This is a genomic window from Parashewanella sp. 2210YD4-3, assembly GCF_056591735.1.
In genome coordinates this window covers 227,324-243,971 of record NZ_JBWQOG010000003.1, presented here as the reverse complement: position 1 = coordinate 243,971, position 16,648 = coordinate 227,324, and the positions used below count along the sequence as shown (strand labels likewise).

16 protein-coding genes are annotated in these 16,648 nt (G+C 39.0%); 5 read left to right on the top strand and 11 right to left on the bottom strand.

Going from position 1 to position 16,648, the window contains the following annotated elements:
* Positions 1-263 precede the first annotated feature (263 nt).
* The 5 genes from AC1EU0_RS06375 to AC1EU0_RS06355 all read left to right on the top strand — a co-directional run bounded on the left by AC1EU0_RS06375 (position 264) and on the right by AC1EU0_RS06355 (position 6,489).
* On the top strand, positions 264-3,059 hold the full coding sequence (locus AC1EU0_RS06375; protein ID WP_480301302.1) for a TonB-dependent receptor plug domain-containing protein: 2,796 nt from the start codon (positions 264-266) through the stop codon (positions 3,057-3,059).
* Between the two features lie 175 nt (positions 3,060-3,234).
* The gene (locus tag AC1EU0_RS06370; protein ID WP_480301300.1) at positions 3,235-4,074 is read left to right on the top strand and encodes a glucosaminidase domain-containing protein; all 840 of its coding nucleotides are present in this window, start codon (positions 3,235-3,237) and stop codon (positions 4,072-4,074) included.
* Positions 4,049-4,669: a DUF2987 domain-containing protein gene (locus tag AC1EU0_RS06365; protein ID WP_480301299.1), complete on the top strand. Its 621-nt coding sequence runs from the start codon at positions 4,049-4,051 to the stop codon at positions 4,667-4,669. Before AC1EU0_RS06370 ends, AC1EU0_RS06365 begins: the two co-directional genes overlap by 26 nt.
* Before the next feature lie 109 nt (positions 4,670-4,778).
* A complete protein-coding gene (locus AC1EU0_RS06360; protein ID WP_480301298.1) occupies positions 4,779-5,279 on the top strand; it encodes a hypothetical protein in 501 nt (166 codons plus the stop codon).
* A 178-nt stretch (positions 5,280-5,457) separates the two neighbouring features.
* Entirely contained in the window at positions 5,458-6,489 is a 1,032-nt protein-coding gene (locus tag AC1EU0_RS06355) for a tyrosine-type recombinase/integrase (protein ID WP_480301296.1), read from the top strand.
* 33 nt (positions 6,490-6,522) lie between these two features.
* On the opposite strand, the gene ttcA is transcribed toward AC1EU0_RS06355, so the two are convergent.
* The 11 genes from ttcA to ccoN form a co-directional block, all read right to left on the bottom strand.
* Positions 6,523-7,473: a tRNA 2-thiocytidine(32) synthetase TtcA gene (ttcA, locus tag AC1EU0_RS06350; RefSeq protein ID WP_480301295.1), complete on the bottom strand. Its 951-nt coding sequence runs from the start codon at positions 7,471-7,473 to the stop codon at positions 6,523-6,525.
* Positions 7,474-7,557: 84 nt separating this feature from the next.
* The gene (uspE, locus tag AC1EU0_RS06345; protein WP_480301293.1) at positions 7,558-8,487 is read right to left on the bottom strand and encodes a universal stress protein UspE; all 930 of its coding nucleotides are present in this window, start codon (positions 8,485-8,487) and stop codon (positions 7,558-7,560) included.
* 123 nt (positions 8,488-8,610) lie between these two features.
* A complete protein-coding gene (locus tag AC1EU0_RS06340) occupies positions 8,611-9,357 on the bottom strand; it encodes an FNR family transcription factor (RefSeq protein WP_480301292.1) in 747 nt (248 codons plus the stop codon).
* A 110-nt stretch (positions 9,358-9,467) separates the two neighbouring features.
* Positions 9,468-10,163 carry a sulfite exporter TauE/SafE family protein gene (locus AC1EU0_RS06335; protein ID WP_480301291.1) on the bottom strand — a complete coding sequence of 232 codons (696 nt, stop codon included), beginning with the start codon at positions 10,161-10,163 and terminating at the stop codon, positions 9,468-9,470.
* A complete protein-coding gene (ccoS, locus tag AC1EU0_RS06330) occupies positions 10,156-10,338 on the bottom strand; it encodes a cbb3-type cytochrome oxidase assembly protein CcoS (RefSeq protein WP_480301289.1) in 183 nt (60 codons plus the stop codon). Before ccoS ends, AC1EU0_RS06335 begins: the two co-directional genes overlap by 8 nt.
* Positions 10,335-12,731, bottom strand: a complete 2,397-nt coding sequence (locus tag AC1EU0_RS06325; protein ID WP_480301287.1) for a heavy metal translocating P-type ATPase — start codon at positions 12,729-12,731, stop codon at positions 10,335-10,337. The genes ccoS and AC1EU0_RS06325 overlap by 4 nt, the downstream gene beginning before the upstream one ends.
* A 10-nt stretch (positions 12,732-12,741) precedes the next feature.
* Entirely contained in the window at positions 12,742-13,221 is a 480-nt protein-coding gene (locus AC1EU0_RS06320) for a FixH family protein (RefSeq protein WP_480301285.1), read from the bottom strand.
* 186 nt (positions 13,222-13,407) lie between these two features.
* Positions 13,408-14,385, bottom strand: a complete 978-nt coding sequence (gene ccoP / locus AC1EU0_RS06315; protein ID WP_480301563.1) for a cytochrome-c oxidase, cbb3-type subunit III — start codon at positions 14,383-14,385, stop codon at positions 13,408-13,410.
* A gap of 5 nt (positions 14,386-14,390) precedes the next feature.
* Positions 14,391-14,588, bottom strand: coding sequence for a cbb3-type cytochrome oxidase subunit 3 (locus AC1EU0_RS06310; protein WP_480301284.1), 198 nt, complete (start codon positions 14,586-14,588; stop codon positions 14,391-14,393).
* Between the two features lie 11 nt (positions 14,589-14,599).
* Positions 14,600-15,205: a cytochrome-c oxidase, cbb3-type subunit II gene (gene ccoO / locus AC1EU0_RS06305; protein ID WP_480301282.1), complete on the bottom strand. Its 606-nt coding sequence runs from the start codon at positions 15,203-15,205 to the stop codon at positions 14,600-14,602.
* 12 nt (positions 15,206-15,217) lie between these two features.
* The gene (ccoN, locus tag AC1EU0_RS06300) at positions 15,218-16,642 is read right to left on the bottom strand and encodes a cytochrome-c oxidase, cbb3-type subunit I (protein ID WP_480301280.1); all 1,425 of its coding nucleotides are present in this window, start codon (positions 16,640-16,642) and stop codon (positions 15,218-15,220) included.
* Positions 16,643-16,648: the final 6 nt, after the last annotated feature.

Genomic DNA, 16,648 nt, shown 5'->3' with positions numbered 1-16,648 from the left:
CAAACTTTAACTTAATTTATTTAAACTTACTCTCACAACTTGATATCACAAGTTACTGTTTTTGTTGTTGTTCTGTTTGATTTTTCATTGTTGAATCTGCTCCAACAATGTGATTATATTGCGCTTCTCTGTGGTTGCTGTCACAGTTGGCCGAATGTTTGTGACTCCAAACCACTTAAAGCTTTTGACTGAATGCATCGTTTATAACTTTTGTAATTAGTCAAAAGGATAATCCTAATTAAGTAGTATCTGGGAGAAACAAAATGCAAGCTAATTCCAAATTAGCCAAAGCTGTGCACCTTGCTTTAATATCTAGCGCAGCCATTGCTACATCAATAATTACTATTTCAGCTAATGCCGCAGATGACGGCAGTGATAATGTCGAACGAATCCAAGTCACAGGCTCTAGAATCCAAAGAACAGATTTAGAAACAGCTAACCCAATTAAAGAATTTTCAGCCGCAGATATAGAAAGAACAGGGGTGTCAACCGTATCAGAGTTCTTACGAACTAATGCTGCAGCTGGAGGTTTTAATGAATCTTCAACACTTAGTCAGGCTGCTGGCGCTTCATCTGTAGGCCTCCGTGGACTTAGCTCTGACTATACTCTGATACTTTTAAACGGGCACCGTTTGCCGAAAAATACTGCAGGTGGAATATTCACTGATGTCAACCAAATACCGATAGCAGCTGTACAGCGTATTGATGTGCTCCCTGATGGTGCGTCTGCAATATATGGCTCAGATGCTGTTGCAGGTGTGATTAATATCATTACTAAAAAAGATATGGAAGGGGTTAAAACATCGATTAAATATGGTGCAGCCAGTGATCACTTCGACGGTAACGAACTGAATGCATCGATTGTTGCCGGTGCCAGTAACGATGATACTAATATCCTCTTTGCAGCAGAAACATTAAAGCGCGATCCTATCGAAGCTTCTGATAGGGAAATGGGCAAAACGGCTTTCATACCTGGAAAAGAAGGTGGAGAAGGGCGTTCAAGTTTTGGTATCCCAGGATTCACTCGGATAAACAAAAAAGAAGATGCGACGATTCCCGGTTTAACTGACGATGATCTCGGTGCAGCTCCTTGGTCAAATTGCGACCCTGCAAATCAAATAAGAGGGGTTTGTAGATTTGATTTTGCTCCTTATTATCAACTCCAACCTAAGTCAAATCGTCAATCCATTTATACCCAAATTACGCATCAAGCCACAGATAACCTTTCGCTCACTGGGGAGTTCCGATTTACTCGAGCTTATACACTCACATCTAATGCACCGGCTCCCGGAATTATAGGCATTACTGCAACTAATCCATTTCTCAGGGATTTTTTAATAAATGATAGGTTTAAAGGAGATGCTGATGCCGCTGCCAAAGCCGATGCTCTCATCAATGCAATGAGAGCTGGAGATGCGACTTTCCAAGTTGGTCGCCGTTACTTGGATTTTCCTAACAGGCAGAAAGATAATACCAATCAAACTTTTGAAGCCGTATTAACTGCAAATTACGACATAAACGACAATTGGGGGGCAGACTGGACAATAGGTCATTCTAGGTTAAGTAATGAACAGGTTGGTGCGGGCGGTCAATTACTAAGAGAGCAATTGGAAAATGCCTTTAATGCACCTGATTCAAAACTAAATCCCTTCATTCAAAATGATTGCAACTCCAGTGCATTAAAATCTATATGTTCCAATCTTCAAGCATCCATTTTCCGTAAAGGCGATTACACCATTGATTTCTCAACCTTGACGGTGAGTGGCCACACTGGATTGGAATTACCAGGCGGTGAAGTTGGCGTTGCATTGGGTCTTGATATGCGGAAAGAGGATTATCAAGACAGATCAGATCCTGCAACTGTTGCAGGGCAAGTCGTTGGTGGCGCTGGGTCTAATGGTGGTGGCCAATACGAAAACAAGGCCGCATTTGTTGAGTTATCATTGCCTGTGATTGAAAAAATGGATGTCAATTTAGCTGCAAGGTATGATAAAGCGGACTGGCAAGTAAATGACGCGAATAAAGCAACATTCTCAGCCAAAGTATCCTATCGACCTATCGATGACTTACTTTTAAGAGCATCGTATGGCACAGGGTTCAAAGCACCGAATCTAGCAGATTTATTTACTTCAGTATCGCAAGGTGTCAATCGTGCAAAGGATACCAAGTATTGTAACGACAGAAATATTTCATTCGCCGATTGTCCATTAGAGGAAATCAATTCTCGTAGTGGCGGAAACCCAAATTTAAAACCTGAGACATCAAATACCTATAACCTTGGTGCTGTATATCAAATTACAGATGAACTATCTGCCTCTCTCGATTATTGGAATTTGAAAGTTGAGGATATTATTGACTCCCTAAGTACTCAAGAAATTTTAAATGAGGAGGCAAATGGTAATGAAACAGCCATAAAACTAGTTAGACGTGCTCCCAATGGAAAAGTCAGTGGCGTTTCTAATGATTATTATGTGTTAAGTAACTTACAAAATTTAAGTGAAAATAACACTACAGGCCTCAGTTATAACGTTAATTGGCGCTCAGAAATTGAAACAGGCGACATCAGCGCAAACCTAAATATTGAACAATACTTAAAACGAGAGTCACAATCATCAGCAACTCAGCCTTTGTGTGACAGCATTAAGGACAATGCCGCGAGAAAATATCGAGTGAATGGGAATGTTTCCTATGGCATGGATGATATTGATGTATCCTTGAATATGCGCTTCTTACCGAGTTTTAATAGCTATGAGCAACGAAATACTCTAGAGGGTACATGTCAATTGTTAGGCTACTATGGAGTACAAACTGAAAAAGATAAAGATGACAAAACAGTTGTCAAAGATCCTGGCAAACCTCAACGTATTGCATCATATCTTCAATTTGATGTGAGCAGCACTTATCACTTCATGGCCGATAACTCTGTAACCTTCGGTATTAGAAACATATTTAACCGTCAACCAGTATTCAGTGAACCAAATGATTGGCCTTTCTATGATCAAGGTGTTTACGCTAATGTTGGTCGATTCATCTACTTGCAATTAGACAGCAAATTTTAGTTTCAATTTTATAGAACATGAGCCGCTTTATGCGGCTCTTTTTATATTTTGTGCCAAGTCAAAAGCAATATGATGTAGGTTACTTTAGTTAAATCTATTGTAACTAGCTTTATGGATAGCATAAAATTAAATATAATATGTGCAATCATGTTATAAGAAAATTAAGGGGTTATGCTTGAGAACAGGAAAGGTCGGGAAGTATATTCTTGCATTGGGTACAAGTGTGGTGCTCCTTTATGGGTTAAGAGTAGTCTTAATTTCTACTCAAAACACAGGTACAAATCAAGAACCTGATCTTATCAAGAAAAATCAGATACAACCTCAAGTACAGCCATTTCCTGATTTCGCATCAATTCAAGAAGTCTCTAAACGCAAAGAAGCTTTTTTTAACTTTATTCGTCCAGCCGTTCGTAAACAGAATCAGCTTATACGCTCAGATAGAAACTTTTTGTTCAGAGTTAAGAAGCAGTTAGATACTGGTGATAACTTAGATAGTGGAACTCAAAGTAAATTAACCCAAATCGCCAATAAATATAATTTCAGCTTTCAGCGTTTTAATGAACAAGCTTTTTCTGATTTGTTAAGTCGAGTTGACACTATTCCTGAATCGTTAGTTTTAGTTCAAGCCGCCAACGAATCAGGGTGGGGGACATCTCGATTTGCAAAAGAAGGATTCAACTTTTTTGGGCAATGGTGCTTCGTTAAAGGATGTGGTTTAGTTCCTAATTCCCGACAAGAAGGCTTAACTCATGAAGTTGCTGTTTTTAAATCAGTTGATGCTTCTATTGCATCATATATGAATAATTTAAATACGAATTCAGCCTATGACTTATTTAGACGAATACGAGCAGATTTGCGTTCACAAGGTGATAAGCCTACAGCCGCTAAATTAGTGTATGGCCTAATTAATTATTCTGAACGTCAAGAAGATTACATAGACGAATTATTAAGTATGCTTCGTCACAATAAGCAATATTTGGATGTAAAAAATGTTGAAAAAACTATTAGTAAGTAGTTTGCTACTTTCGAGTATCGGCGCCTACGCTGGCGAAGTTTCATTAGACTACAAAGGATTTTACGATAGATTAAAGCGAGTAAATAAGGAAGACTATAGCCTCATTACAATGGCTTTTTATGTTCCGGATAGTAAAAACTGTAAAATCATTTCAGGAAAAATTACTACAGAAAGAAAGTCTTACCCTTTAATTTATAATAAAGATCAACAATTACTTCTTCCTTATGACGAAAGGCTAAGATCAGCTAGGGCTTTGATTCAACTAGAGTTAGCTGGTGATACATCAAATTGTGGCATTCAAGTTCAAATTGCTTCAAAAACCAAGCAAAAGCATTATGATGCAAAAAGTCTGCAACAAATGTTTACGGAGATGGATGCGGTTTATACCGACCTCCAAGGATTCCCTATGAAGTACTTTAGTAAGGGAATTTCTGGGATCAGTTTCAATTTTCAATCGGTTACTCAAGTAAAAATAAATGGTGCGCCTCAACAAGTTGAGGATAAATTCGTATTAACTGAGTCAGAGTTAAAAAAATTGAAACAGTTAGATTTCAGTAACAACCCAGTGCGAATTAGTCCTTGGTTTAATCACTAAAGCCTTTATCTTTTCGTCCAACTTGCTAAGGGTTTGCCTTAGCAAGCCTAAACCTCAAATAATCTTCATTGTGAATAATATGGTTATACCATTTTGTTGAGAGTTAATAATGTCAGTAATCTATGAACCACAACCTTGGCAGTATCATTTTGGTGCGCCTAGAGCAGGCCGAAAACTATGGCTAATTAAACCCAATGAAGTAAGCGTAATGATTCCTTTAGTTCTAAAGGTTGCCCAAGTTTATCTTGATGCAGATAAGCAACATTTATATTTTGATGCTAACTCAAGCTATAAAATTAGAAGCACTGCTTTTATAACATTATCTAAGCTATTAAAAAATATTCTGCAACGTGTTGAAAATAATGAGGAGTACATACCACAACTTGTTGCTGTGAATGAAGATATTAACCAATTCTTTAGTGATGATGGCTGGAGACATATTAGGAAAGAATATCAGCAAATTCTTAAACGAAATAAAAAATCTCACATTGAAATTCCAAATGACATTCTTGCTCGATTAAAAGATTACCAACAACAAAATGGATTCTCTGATTATGGGCAGACCATAGATGAGTTACTTGTGCTAGCCAAATCGGTATCAGATTCGTAACTACAACTCATCTTGGTTTCAAAATAACTAACTCCCTAAACATTTATTAGGTAACTTAACCCTAAATTCCAATTAGAATTAAACAATGGTTAAACCATTCTATATAGTGTTTGATCGTTGATCTGTATTTAGATACTATAACTGCAATTATCGATCGTAACATTGGGTGTGTGTATAAATGCAGCAATTTCTACCCAAAACTGTTAAAAATTCCAACAAAAATGAGCATTCAGATCTTCAACTGAATAAACTGCCAACGGCACTGTTAGAAAATGCAAAAAAAGCTTCTGCGCAACAAGTGTTTCGTCGTGCAGAAAACACTATAAAATCCTACTCATCGGCATGGAGAAGCTTTACTGAGTTCTGCGATCTCCATGGTTTTGCTCCTTTACCTGCAATACCTGAAGTAGTTCTTGCTTATCTCGGTCAAGAGATGACTCGATATCATATTGGTACATTCAACGGTGAATCATCAGCTAGACAATTGAGTAACAGTGCTATTGCGATTCGCGTCGCAGCGATTCGACATTTTCATATTGAACATGGATTTAGTTCTCCAACTACGCACCCTGAAATAATCAAATCACTAGAAGGGTTTAGACGTAATCATTATCGAAATTTGATGTACGATGAAAAAAAACCACTACTAAACTCTGAACTAGAGCGACTGATAAAGACAATTAAACAAGAACCTCGTCACCTGGTAAAAATTCGAGATCTAGCATTAATTACTTTGCTTAGAGCAGGGGGATTTCGAAGAAGTGAAATCGTAAAGCTGACTACTGATAGTTTGTTTTTCAGAGATGATGCTTTAGTCGTTACTTTACGTTTTACAAAGGCTAATCAAGCAGGAAAAGCTGAAACTAAAATCTTGCCTAATGATGAGGATTTTTCACCTTATCAATACGTTATGGATTGGTTGAAAATTAGTGGTTTAACATCTGGACCAATATTTAGAAGTCTATCAACGAATGGCCTAAGTCTTAAGCAAAATAAAAAAACTGAATTCCCGTCGATCAGTGCGCCTGATGTAAATCGGATATTAAAAAAATATCTTAAAAGAGCAGGGATAGACCCACACCAATTCGGAGCTCATAGTGCAAGAAGTGGCATTGTTACTCAGTTAGGAATTGATAACGTAGGCATTATGAAAATACAATCTCGAACAGGTCATAAGGACTTAAGAATGCTGGCCACTTATAATAAATAATGCCCGAAAAAATCGGGCATATTATAAAAGCAATTATGGTTTAAACGTATTAACTACATCAATACGCTGAGTCATATCTAAATTAATATGTCCACTGTTACTCACATCTGTAAAGTCAAATGCTGGGAGATCTGCTTCGGAAACTGAGCCAGTATTCTTAGCATTAGGATCACGTTTTAAAGAAACAAAATCAAACTGTTCCCTATCAACACCTTGGGATGGTGCAGTGTTTTGCATTGCAGTAAATATCGTTTCAATACGACCAGGGTGTTGTTTATCCCATTGTTTGAGCATATCTTTAACTGCTTGGCGTTTTAAGTTTTCTTGTGAGCCACACAAGTTGCATGGAATAATTGGGAACTTCTTTAGCTCAGCATATTCGGCAATGTCTTTTTCTCGGCAGTACGCAAGAGGACGTATGACTACGTTAGCTCCGTCATCTGATAATAATTTAGGAGGCATAGCTTTCATCTTGCCACCGTAAAACATATTTAAAAATAGAGTTTCAATAATATCATCACGATGATGACCCAGTGCTATTTTTGTAGCATTAATATGTTGAGCAAAACCATACAAAGTTCCACGTCTTAAACGTGAACAAAGTGAACAAGTCGTTTTACCTTCAGGAATTTTTTCTTTAACGATAGAATAAGTATCTTTTTCAAGAATGTGATAGGCAATGCCTAAGCCATCAAGGTATGCAGGCAAAATATCTTCAGGAAAGCCGGGTTGCTTTTGATCTAAATTTACAGCAACAATTTCAAAGCTAATTGGAGCACGTTGCTGCAAATTAAGCAAAATATCAAGCATTGCATAACTGTCTTTTCCTCCAGACAAGCAACACATGACGCGATCACCATCTTCAATCATATTGTAATCAGCAATAGCACTTCCGACTTCACGACGTAACTTTTTCTGAAGTTTATTTTGTCGTGTTTGTTGCTTCTTTGATAATTCAGTCATTGATTGTGATTCTTGTGACATAAAAAAACGCGCCTTGCTTAACATAAGGCGCGTATTATTCCAGTAAAGCTATTGCTGGTAAAGTGTAGGAGTCACTTAATTAATTTATTTTGGTGATAATGGCGAAACAAATCCATCTGGCTTTAGAGTAAGCAGGTCACAATTAATATTATCGATAACGTGCTCTGCAGTATTGCCAATCAAAGCTGCTGAAATGCCGGTTCTTCCTATGGTTCCAAGTATCACTAATTCAGCGCTAAGTTCTTCGGTTAACTCTGGGATAACATCTTCAGGTAAACCTTCTAGTACATGACAGTGCTCTTTTGCGATATCAAATTGTTCAGCAACTTTAAGAAGTGCATCATGATGCTGCTCACGCATTGACTCATTATAATTAACCATATCAAAGTCAGGTAACTCAATAGCAATATTAACTGGCGTACCGGGAAAGGCGTTGACAAGGTGCACTTCAGCGTTAAATTGTTTTGCTATAAATTGAGCGTGTTCAATAATAGAGTGGGATAAGTGGCGATGATTATCATCTTCTTCTAAGTTGATTGCACACAGTATCTTTCCACCGCTAAACCAATTTTTTTCTTTAACAAGTAGTACTGGCTCTGGTGCTTTACGCATTAAATGCCAATCTGTTGGAGTAAAGATGACCGATTTTAATTTATCGTGTTCATGCGTGCCTTTGATAATAACATCGAAATCTTCTTCGATAGCGAGTTCAATAATGCTTTCAAAAGGGCGGTTATGCCAAATCACTCGCTTTGAAATTTCAATGCCATCGGTAGAATATGAATCAACTAGATCATCTAACCAAGCACGACGCTGGTCCAGTACACCATTGCGCATTGCATCACGCTCTTCAATGGAAAGAATAGAGGTCATTTCATAAGACAAATCAAACACCGAATGAAAGATTGTCATTTTTGAATTATTTTTCTGGCTGAGTTCAATTGCACGTTCAAGCGCAACTTGATGCTCTGAGGTAGGGTCGATGACTACTAGTAAATTGTTAAATTTTTGCATTATTCCCTCCATATCAAATAGATTATTAAAGTTAAGCGACAAATCATTTCGCAAGGGCACGCCCTAATGATATTGTCGCTTAAATGGAGGGTAACTTATTGTCTTAAATCAAAAATATCCTATTTAAACAATTCTTGCTGTACCCGCCATTTTTTTGAGTTCATCGAAATTTAAAATAGTGATGTATTTTCCATTAACTTCAATCAAACCTGATTTTTGGAAACGCCCCAAAATACGACTTATTGTTTCAACGGTTAAGCCAAGGTAGTTACCAATATCCGTTCGCGTCATAGTCAAACGAAACTCTTTTTGCGAGAAGCCACGGCTGCCAAAACGATTGGCAAGTGTACTAATGAAAGCTGCAAGCTTTTCGTCTGCACTTTTTTTACTAAGCAATAAAATCATATCTTGATCATTCATGATTTCGCTGCTCATTAGCTTGAAGATTTGTTGACGAAGCTTTGGCATTTTAGCGGCAAGATCATCAAGGGTCGTGTAGGGGATTTCACAGACCATAGATGTTTCTAGAGCCTGCGCAAAACTTTGATGTTGGTTTTGGTTGATTCCGTCAAAACCAATGACATCACCAGGAAGATGAAAGCCAGTAATTTGCTCTTCACCTTGCTCTGTAATAGTAAAACTTTTGATGGTACCTGAGCGAATGGCATACAAACACTTAAGTTCATCACCTGATTTAAAAACCTGTTCGCCTTTTTGAATGGGTTTTTTTCTTTCAATAATGCTATCTAGTTGATCTAGCTCATTGCTATTAAGCGCAACTGGGATGCATAATTCACTCATGCTGCAATCATGGCAATGAATGGTGCAACCAACGTGAGCTTTTTGATTTTTCTTTAGTTCTATAGCCATGGCTGTTCCAATTCTTCTCTGTAATCTTTTAATAGTTATGTAAACGTAACACTAAAAATGCAATGGTAGGGATTACATTTTTACTAATATACAAATCAGTTAGGTAGCGGTTAAAGTTGATTAAATGCAATCCAAAGTGTGTGAACACCAAAGCTTGCTACTAACAACCCACTTAACAACCTAACTTTTCTTTTCTGCACCCAGCTGGAAATTGTTCTGGATGCAACCCCGATACTTAACAGTGCGGGCATGGTTCCTAGGCCAAAAGCAAACATAATGAGTCCACCATTAATGGCTGAACCACTAGCAACTGACCATGTCAGTGTCGAATATACTAACCCACATGGCAGCCAACCCCAAACTATTCCGGCTATTAAGGCCTTCGGCACTGTTTCAATAGGGAGCAACTTAGTTGCCATTGGCTTTAAATATCGCCAAAAATAATTCCCTATTTTCTCCACCTTTGTTAGACCTTGCCAAATCGAAGATAGATATAAGCCTGTAACGAGCATCATTATTCCAGCAAAAATCCTAAGAATAATCAAGTAGTGATCTATTGAGAACAGTCCTTTGAGACTTGCCGCTGCGCCACCTAATATGACTCCTGCCGTAGTGTAACTCAAGACACGGCCAATGTTATAACTAAATAGCAGTTTCAATTGTTTTAGTAGAAGATTTTCACCGACCTGAATTTTTTGTGGAGTATTACTTGAAAGTGCAGCCATCAATCCACCACACATGCCAAAGCAGTGTGCAGCTCCCATTAAGCCAACAATGAAAGCCGCAACAAAATCATAGTCAGTCATTAGATTTGTCTGTTTTAGAATTAGTAGATTGAGTATCGTCATCTTCAAACAAGATGGAAGAACCTTGCCTGTCTAAATCATCAAATTGCTCAGATTTCACAGCCCAGAAAAAAATAGCAACAGCGATGGCCACGAAGATCATTGCTATAGGAATAAGTAAATAAATGATGCTCATTTTGAGTCCTTCAAAAGTCTTAGGCTGTTGCTAACTACAATAAGTGAACTTGCAGACATACCAATGGCCGCAACATAGGGTGCAATATTACCACTCATTGCTAATGGAAGGACAACTAAGTTGTAACCTAACGCCCACATAAGGTTTTGTTTGATGATACGAGTTGTTCTACTTGCAACTTCAATCGCATCGACAAAACGAGACAACTTATCGCCAAGTAGAATTAAATCAGCACTATTTTTAGCGATTGCAGTACCGCTTCCCATGGCCACCGACAAGTCGGCTCCAGATAATACAGGGGCATCATTGATGCCATCACCAAACATAGCGACTTTATGCTTATTTGATTGAAACTCTTTTACTAGGCTCAACTTTTCACTTGGTGTCAGGCCTGAATGCACATCAGTTATTCCCAACGTTGACGCAACAGTTTGGACATGACCCGATTGATCACCACTTGCAATCGATAAACTCAATTTGTGTTGCTTCAACTGATCGATACTTAATTTTGCATCTTCACGTATTTCATCAGACAAAGTAACTTCAGCGATTAATTGTTCATTTTTTAATAATGAGATCGTTTGCTTAGTCGACGTTTTATCTTGTGCTGATACAGACTTGCCAACAAAGAAAAGGTTTCCATCTATGCTTCCGCTAATACCTTTGCCAACATGATGCTCAATATCAGTCACAGAATGTCGTTTTAGATCTAAGTGTTCTCTAAATGCTTTAGCGATAGGGTGCTCAGATCCTTGCTCTAGCGCCGCAATATAATTGAGAACGGTCTCTTTAGTTACGGAATTATCAAGAATCTTAACACTATGTATTTGTAAGCGACCATAGGTCAGGGTGCCAGTCTTATCAAATACAACATGCTTAATCTTAGGCAGCGTTTCAAATACACCTGACTTGCGGGTGATTATGCCGAGTTTAGTAAACATCGCGGTGGCACAAGTGACGGCCGTCGGTGTTGCCAATGCGAGAGCGCAAGGGCAGGTGGCAACAAGAACCGATAGCGTGACCCAGAATGCATCATCAGCAGAGATAAAGAAATGCCAAACAAGGTACGTGACTAAGCTCAAACTTAAAACAGCTGCAGAGAAATAGCGTGATAATTTGTCAACGATCAATGCGATAGCAGGGCGATTATTCGATGCAAATTCTTGTAAACGAATGATTTCAGATACGAACTGTTCGTTTCCAATTGCATTAACTTTAACTTTTACAGGCTGTTCAACGTTAATCGTGCCGGCATACACTTGCTGCTCAAGACCTTTATCAAAAGGAAGGTGCTCACCAGTTAACATTGACTCGTTAAAACTAGAATTACCATCGACGATAACTCCATCAGCAGCAACCACTTCACCGGGTTTGACCAGAATGATATCGCCAATTTTTAACTGTTTCGCCGCTATTTCGACATGTTCATTGTCTTTTACTAAAACCGCAGTTAATGGCACTAACTTATGCAAATTGCTAGAGCTAACCGACGCTTTTTGTTTTGCTTTTTGTTCGAAATATCGCCCAAGCAATAAGAAAAAAGTAAACATTGAAACAGATTCAAAATACACTTCGCCAACGCCATGATAGGTGGCAAAGCAGCTAGCAATAAAAGCACCGCCAATAGCAATGGATACTGGCACATCCATATTGATTCGACCAGAAAGCAAAGAGCGAACAGCACTAAAATAAAAAGGCTGGGCAGAATACAGTGCAACAGGCGCCGCGAAAATCATACTTACCCAACGGAAGTAGTCACGAAATTCGGTATCTAAATCAGTAAAGTAACCAGTATACAATGCAAGTGCGAACATCATCACTTGCATGGTCGAAAAGCCCGCTAGACCAAGCCTTAATAAAAACTGTTTACTTGATTTTTTAGATTTATCTTCCTGTTCATCGACTTGATAAGGCGCTGCGACATAACCAATCGCACTAATTTGCTGCAGAATATCACTGAGTTTAAGTTGATTTTTGTCCCAAGAAATTAGGGCTCGTTGCGTGGTTGAATTAACCATGACTTTTTGCAAGCCATTGAGTTGCTTTAGTTTGTGTTCAATCAACCAAGCACAAGCAGCGCAAGTGATACCATCAATAGAAAGAGAAACTGTTTGAATATCAGCATCATCAGAATGTACAAACTCTTGCTGCACTTCGTCTAAATCATAAGCGCTAAAGCTATTGAGTTCATCGGGTACGAGTTCTGATTGCTTAGTACCAGGCTCAGTGCGGAACTTATAATAATTCTTAAGCCCGGCATCCATAATCGCTTGAGAAACCGCTTGGCAACCAATGCAGCACATTGGTTGAGAGCAGTTATTTATTTCAGTCGTTAGATCGACAGAAGCGGGGACTGATTCCCCGCAGTGATAGCATTGCTTATCTTGGCTCATAGTAATTCAGCTAGTTTAGCCAGCTTTCAACGCCGTCTTTTAGAGTAATGCGTTTCTTTAAGCGCCAAGATTTATCAAAGCCTTCAATTTGAACAACCCAATCGCCATTAAGTGGTTGTTTAGGATCGATTCGGTAAACAGAGTTACCATCAGCAGAGGCGAGGGCATTGAAGTCTCTTTCTTCAATGGTTGGATGATAAAAATCAACAATTAACGCCGCTTTATAAGCTGTGCCACCATGTTGTTGAATGAGAATTTCATTCTTTTTAACTTCAATTGAAAACTGAAGCCCCATCGCACGTGCTTTTTGTTCTCTATGTTTATCTTGGTTGATGCCTTTACCTTTTTTATAGTAATCATCAACAACGACTGTATCAGAGTATTTTGCAGCAATGAACAAAGTAGTGATGCTAGCAATAACCACTGTTAGCGGGAGAATAATTAAAAACCAAGGCCAAAATTGCTTGTACCAAGCTGTAGGTGTTTCCATTTCTATACTCTTAACTCGTAATCTTTAAAGCTTTATAAACAACAGCTTTATACAACAAATCCCTAGAGGGAGATTTAATACCAAAAAATACTCTCACAATTTAGTCTTTTTTGATATTAAAACTGAACTCTAATTTGTGAAAAGGCTTAAAAAAGGCCTCGAAAAATCGAGGCCTCTTCAACTACGTTACTTCTTATCTTGGTGAGATAAGCTATAAACGTATGCAGTAATAACGTGGACTTTTTCCTCGCCTAGAATATCTTTCCAAGCAGGCATAACACCACTACGGCCATTCGTGATACTTTCAAGAATCGCCTTACGAGAACCACCATAAACCCAAGCTTTATCTTTCAGGTTAGGCGCACCCATAAATTTATTACCAGAACCGTCCATACCGTGACAAGCAAAACAGCCTTTCATGAATGACGCATGACCTTGCGCAGCAAGCTCTTTGTCACCTTCACGACCGTTTAAGGTAAAGATGTATTCTGTTAACGCTTTCAACTCACTATCTTGAATTGGTAGACCACCTTTAGGAGGCATCATACCGTTACGACCATTCATGATAGAAGTTTTAATCGTTGCTAAATCGCCACCGTATAACCAAGAATTATCAGTTAGGTTAGGGAAGCCTTTACCGCCGCGAGCATCTGAACCATGACACTGAGCACAGTTTTGAACGAACAGACGCTTACCAACGTTTAACGCTTCTTTATCTTTAACCAACTCTTCCAGAGGTGTTTTCAAGTATGCTGCGAAAATAGGACCATAAGTTGCATCAGCCTTTTTCATTTCTGCGTCATACTGAACGTAACGACCTTCTTTAGCAGCAAGTTCAGTTGCCGCTTTAGAGTCTTCTTTAATACCTTTTTCATAACCAACACTTTGGTTAGAACTATTCCACTGTAAAAGGCCTTTGTAGTTGCCAAGCCCTGGATATAGAGCTAGGTAAGCTAGACCAAACACAATAGTGATTAGGTACATGTATTTCCACCACTTAGGTAGTGGATTGTTTAGTTCTTCGATGCCATCGAAAGAGTGTCCCATGGACTTTCCTTCTTCGACATCTGTGTGGTTTTTGTTACACAGTTGCAGCAAAATAAAGCAGGCTGCAATTACAAATAATGTAATAACTGTGATCCAAACACTCCAGAAGCTACTCATTAACATTATTTTTGCTCTCCTGAGTCCTTATTGTTTTCCTTAGTAGAGTCCTTCTCGTTAGAGTTTTCCTCATCCGAAAACACAAGGTTAGCCGCCTCATCAAAATTCTTCTTCTGACGCGAGCTATAAGCCCAAGCGAATATACCGATAAAGACGATCATTACAATAATGGTCAAAATCCCTTGTAATGTGCCGTAATCCATATATTGCCTCCTTATTTAAGGGCGTGCCCCAATGATTGTAGATATGCAATCAGTGCCTGCATTTCAGTTTTACCTTTAACTGCAGCTTGCGCACCTTTGATATCTTCATCTGTATATGGCACTCCGAAGTTACGGAAAACTTCCATTTTCTTAGCAGTCATTTCGCCATCAAGCGTATTTTCTGCTAACCATGGAAATGCAGGCATATTAGACTGCGGAACCACTGCACGTGGGTCTAATAAATGCACTTCATGCCATTTATCACTGTAACGACCGCCAACACGGGCTAAATCAGGACCTGTACGCTTAGAACCCCAAAGGAATGGGTATTCCCACACAGATTCACCAGCAACAGAATAATGACCATAACGTTCAGTTTCTGCACGTAAAGGTCTGATCATTTGGCTATGGCAAACGTGGCAACCTTCGCGAATATAAATGTCACGACCTTCAAGCTGCAATGCAGTGTAAGGTTTCAGGCCTTTAACAGGTTCTGTAGTATCTTTTTGAAAAATTAACGGTGTAATTTGAACCAAACCACCAAAGCTGATAGCAATAACGGTAAAGATACCAAGCAGACCGATGTTCTTTTCAATAAACTCGTGATTAAATTTCATCGTATCTACTCCTTATGCTTCAACTTTCTTCAATGAACCTTCAGGGGCTTTAACAGTCTTGATAACGTTGTATGCCATCAATAGCATACCGGTTAAGAAGATTGCACCACCAAGGAATCGAACAAAGTAGAATGGATATGAAGCTTCAATACTCTCAACAAAGCTATAAGTCAGTGTTCCGTCAGAGTTAACTGCACGCCACATCAGACCTTGCATAACACCAGAAATCCACATAGAAACAATGTACAAAACAGTTCCGACAGTCGCTAACCAGAAGTGAACATTAATCAGTGAAGTACTGTACATGCGGCCTTGATTAAACACTGCAGGGATTAGGTGATAAAGAGAGCCAATAGAAACCATAGCTACCCAACCAAGTGCACCTGAGTGAACGTGACCAACAGTCCAGTCTGTGTAATGAGAAAGAGCATTAACAGTCTTAATTGCCATCATAGGGCCTTCGAAGGTAGACATACCGTAGAAAGACAGAGATACAATCAAGAAACGTAGAATTGGGTCAGTACGTAGTTTGTGCCATGCACCAGACAGAGTCATGATACCGTTGATCATACCACCCCAAGAAGGAGCGAATAGAATCAAAGACATTACCATACCTAAAGACTGAGTCCAGTCAGGTAGAGCAGTGTAGTGCAAGTGGTGAGGACCAGCCCAAATATAAAGAGCGATAAGTGCCCAGAAATGCACAATAGACAGGCGATAAGAATATACTGGACGCTCAGCTTGCTTAGGAACGAAGTAGTACATCATACCTAGGAAACCAGCGGTCAGAAGGAAACCTACTGCGTTATGTCCGTACCACCACTGAACCATTGCATCAATAGCACCTGGGTAAATCGAATATGATTTAAACAGGCTAACTGGCATGGCCATTGAGTTCACAATATGCAACACGGCTACGGTGATAATAAATGCACCGAAGAACCAGTTAGCTACATAAATGTGTGATGTAGTACGCTTAATGATGGTTCCGAAGAATACAATCGCATAAGCAACCCAAACAATGGTGATGGCGATATCAATCGGCCATTCAAGTTCGGCATATTCTTTAGATGTAGTGATACCTAACGGCAACGTAATTGCTGCTGAAAGGATAATCGCTTGCCAACCCCAAAATGTAAATGCAGCTAATTTAGGCGCAAATAATTTTGTCTGACAAGTTCTTTGGACAATGTAGTACGAAGTAGCAAAAAGGGCTGAGGTACCGAACGCGAAAATCACGGCGTTAGTGTGCAGAGGTCTAAGACGACTGTACGTTAGCCATGGAGTATCGAAGTTCAATGCAGGCCAGATCAACTGAGCTGCAATAAGAACACCGACTGCCATACCAACAATACCCCACAAAACAGTGGTTAAGGCAAATTGGCGGACAACGGTGTAATTGTAATCAGCGCCTGTAGGCTGGGAATGGTTCATCATATTGCT

Bases quoted from the DNA above. Each gene is read 5' to 3' on its own strand.
- AC1EU0_RS06375 (WP_480301302.1), top strand. From the start codon at position 264: ATGCAAGCTAATTCCAAATTAGCCAAAGCTGTGCACCTTGCTTTAATA.
- AC1EU0_RS06365 (WP_480301299.1), top strand. From the start codon at position 4,049: ATGTTGAAAAAACTATTAGTAAGTAGTTTGCTACTTTCGAGTATCGGC.
- AC1EU0_RS06360 (WP_480301298.1), top strand. From the start codon at position 4,779: ATGTCAGTAATCTATGAACCACAACCTTGGCAGTATCATTTTGGTGCG.
- AC1EU0_RS06355 (WP_480301296.1), top strand. From the start codon at position 5,458: ATGCAGCAATTTCTACCCAAAACTGTTAAAAATTCCAACAAAAATGAG.
- ttcA (WP_480301295.1), bottom strand. From the start codon at position 7,473: ATGTCACAAGAATCACAATCAATGACTGAATTATCAAAGAAGCAACAA.
- uspE (WP_480301293.1), bottom strand. From the start codon at position 8,487: ATGCAAAAATTTAACAATTTACTAGTAGTCATCGACCCTACCTCAGAG.
- AC1EU0_RS06340 (WP_480301292.1), bottom strand. From the start codon at position 9,357: ATGGCTATAGAACTAAAGAAAAATCAAAAAGCTCACGTTGGTTGCACC.
- AC1EU0_RS06335 (WP_480301291.1), bottom strand. From the start codon at position 10,163: ATGACTGACTATGATTTTGTTGCGGCTTTCATTGTTGGCTTAATGGGA.
- ccoS (WP_480301289.1), bottom strand. From the start codon at position 10,338: ATGAGCATCATTTATTTACTTATTCCTATAGCAATGATCTTCGTGGCC.
- AC1EU0_RS06325 (WP_480301287.1), bottom strand. From the start codon at position 12,731: ATGAGCCAAGATAAGCAATGCTATCACTGCGGGGAATCAGTCCCCGCT.
- AC1EU0_RS06320 (WP_480301285.1), bottom strand. From the start codon at position 13,221: ATGGAAACACCTACAGCTTGGTACAAGCAATTTTGGCCTTGGTTTTTA.
- ccoP (WP_480301563.1), bottom strand. From the start codon at position 14,385: ATGAGTAGCTTCTGGAGTGTTTGGATCACAGTTATTACATTATTTGTA.
- AC1EU0_RS06310 (WP_480301284.1), bottom strand. From the start codon at position 14,588: ATGGATTACGGCACATTACAAGGGATTTTGACCATTATTGTAATGATC.
- ccoO (WP_480301282.1), bottom strand. From the start codon at position 15,205: ATGAAATTTAATCACGAGTTTATTGAAAAGAACATCGGTCTGCTTGGT.
- ccoN (WP_480301280.1), bottom strand. From the start codon at position 16,642: ATGATGAACCATTCCCAGCCTACAGGCGCTGATTACAATTACACCGTT.